Origin of the sequence: Chromohalobacter sp. 48-RD10 (genome assembly GCF_029889785.1) — a bacterium.
Lineage (GTDB): Bacteria > Pseudomonadota > Gammaproteobacteria > Pseudomonadales > Halomonadaceae > Chromohalobacter.
In genome coordinates this window covers 1-2,374 of sequence record NZ_JARANX010000088.1, presented here as the reverse complement: position 1 = coordinate 2,374, position 2,374 = coordinate 1, and the positions used below count along the sequence as shown (strand labels likewise).

The window sequence follows — 2,374 nt, the reverse complement described above, 5'->3', positions numbered from 1 at the left end:
GGGACGCGAACTCGAAATTGCCAGGCTCTTGCGGGCGATCCGCGATGACAAGATCAAAAACGTGGTATGGCTGACCGCGGACGTCCACTACACGGCGGCGCATCACTATTCACCCGAACGGGCCAGCTTCCAGGAATTCACGCCCTTCTGGGAATTCGTCAGCGGCCCGTTGCATGCCGGCACCTTCGGGCCCGGCGAGCTGGACACGACCTTCGGCCCCGAGGTGGTCTTTCAAAAAGCCCCGCCGGAAGGCGAGTCGAACCTGCCGCCGTCGTGGGGCTATCAATTCTTCGGCCAGGTCGATCTCGACGGCGAGAGCGAAGCGTTGACCGTGAGTCTGATGGATGCCGCCGGCAATACGCTGCATCGCCAGCAGCTGACGCCGGAGACGGCGTAATACGAGCCTCCGGCCTGCATCGCCGCGTTCCGACATTGAGGTTTGAGAACGGCAGGGCAATGCTACGAATCGATAAGCGGTAAGACGACGTATTCATACCCGATGATCAGGCCTGTAAGAGCCAAAAGAAGCGCCAGGATACGATTGATGCGTCGCAGCAGGGCGTGATCATGAATGGCTTTTCCCATCGCGCTACCCAGTAATGCGTAGCTTCCTGGCGCGCCGGTCGCCAGTACGCCAATGAGCAGCGCCACCATGATGAGGTCTGGCCCTTCTATATGCATTGCGGGTAGCTGGATGGTCGCGATAGGTAGTGTGGCGACGATGCCTTTGGGGTTGAGTAATTGCATCAACAACCCTTCCTTGAAGCGCAAGGGACGCGGTACTGCATCCACATCGTTCCTGTGAGGAGTGGATCTGGCTATCTTGATCGACAGGTAAAGAATGTAAAACGTGCCGAGCGCACTGATGATCAGGAGTGTCTTTCCCTGTATGAACATGCTTCCCAGCCAGCCAAACAGTAGAAGCATCAGCCACATCGCTGTGCCGACTCCGATGAAAAATCCTGTCGATTGCTTGGTTTGCCCGTTGATTCCGGCATTCAGGCCAAGCAGGTTCACCGGCCCGGGCGTGTACATCACGCTTATGGCATAGGCGAGCATCGCGAGCATGAGGGTTTCCTATCTTGCTAAGTGAAAATATGGGTTTGGTATTGTCGTGGTGTCATGCCGTAAATCCGCTTGAAACGACGGTTGAAATGACTGAGGTCAGAAAAGCCGCAGCATAAGGCAGCCTCCATGACACTCTCGCCGTTTTCGAGGTGACGCCGCGCGGCATTGACCCTGCAGTTCAATACGTATTGGTGCGGCGTAATTCCGTACTGTGTCCTGAACGTTCTCAGGAAGTGATACTTGGAAATGTTGGCGGAATGGCTGATGTCATCCAGGCTGATATCGTATCTGGCATTTTCATGGATGAAGTCCTTAGCCCTTTCGAGCAGCGAGTCCGGCCGCCTGGCCCGCTCGTTTGGGGCAAAATTTCCGGCGCGCTCGGCCAGGCGAGCCGCAATGCGATACAGAGCATATTCTTGCTCGATCTGACTCGTCTCCTGTTCCTCGATCATGCGTGACAGGGCGATGATCTCGTCGCGCAAGCGGACATCTGTCATGAGGGTGGGGACTAGGCGAGTGGCCTGCAGGCCTTGCACGCCCATGGCATTGGCAATGAGCGGGTCGAGCTCGTCGGGATGAATATAGAGCATGACATAATCGAGGGCGTCGCCGCCCCCGGCGTGGCCGTCATGCACCTCATCGGGATGCAAAGTGATCACGCTACCTGGTGGGCTGCGGTGAAATTCACCGTTGCTGAAGAAATCCTGACGTCCTGCCAGTGTGACACCCAGTGCATATTCTTCATGCGCATGCCGGTCGTACTGGAAGTCGTTCATCGTGGCATGCAATGCCGTCATGCGTGCCACATGCCGGCTTTTCATGAACCGGAAACGACTCGTGGATTGCATGATGTCCTCCTTACGTCCTGGTCGTGCCATGACAATGCCACTTTAGCGCGTCACGAAGGAGCGGGCTTGAACGATATTGCGCACTTTGTGCTTTCGGCGTGCCGGATGCGCGCACCCACGACCATGGCGGGCCCGTCTACTGCACCTCGGCATGACGAACGCGTCTTGCTACGCTGCAAGCTTGGCTCATGGAGGAGAGAGCACGCATGGCGGAAAGGCAGCAGGAGCTCGCGGGGTTGGATCATTTGCTCGAACGGATCGGGCAGGCGTCCCGTCGCGACGATGAACGTGTCCAGCTTGGCGATATGCTGACGGCGGTAGGGCAGGGGTCGTTTGGCTCTTTGCTTCTGGTGCCGGGGGTGATCACGCTGCTGCCGTTGGTGGGAGATATCCCCGGCGTTCCCACGTTGATGGCGATATTGGTCCTGCTGGTGGCGGGGCAGTTGCTGGTAGGGCGC

The 2,374-nt window shown here is 57.8% G+C and carries 4 protein-coding genes; 2 read left to right on the top strand and 2 right to left on the bottom strand.

From position 1 onward, the window contains the following. The coding region (locus tag OP496_RS17205; RefSeq protein ID WP_280565061.1) for an alkaline phosphatase D family protein at positions 1-397 on the top strand (397 nt) is incomplete at its 5' end. A gap of 62 nt (positions 398-459) precedes the next feature. Here OP496_RS17205 and OP496_RS17200 read toward each other — a convergent pair. Beyond that, on the bottom strand, positions 460-1,068 hold the full coding sequence (locus OP496_RS17200; RefSeq protein ID WP_280565060.1) for a LysE family transporter: 609 nt from the start codon (positions 1,066-1,068) through the stop codon (positions 460-462). Positions 1,069-1,085: 17 nt separating this feature from the next. Further along, complete coding sequence (locus OP496_RS17195; protein WP_280565059.1) at positions 1,086-1,916, bottom strand: AraC family transcriptional regulator; 831 nt, start codon at positions 1,914-1,916, stop codon at positions 1,086-1,088. A 206-nt stretch (positions 1,917-2,122) separates the two neighbouring features. On the opposite strand from OP496_RS17195, the gene OP496_RS17190 reads away from it, so the two are divergent. Then, a partial coding sequence (locus OP496_RS17190) for an exopolysaccharide biosynthesis protein (RefSeq protein WP_280565057.1) occupies positions 2,123-2,374 on the top strand: 252 nt, incomplete at its 3' end.

Excerpts from the sequence above, each read along its gene's own strand:
- OP496_RS17200 (WP_280565060.1), bottom strand. The coding sequence starts at position 1,068 with ATGCTCGCGATGCTCGCCTATGCCATAAGCGTGATGTACACGCCCGGG.
- OP496_RS17195 (WP_280565059.1), bottom strand. The coding sequence starts at position 1,916 with ATGCAATCCACGAGTCGTTTCCGGTTCATGAAAAGCCGGCATGTGGCA.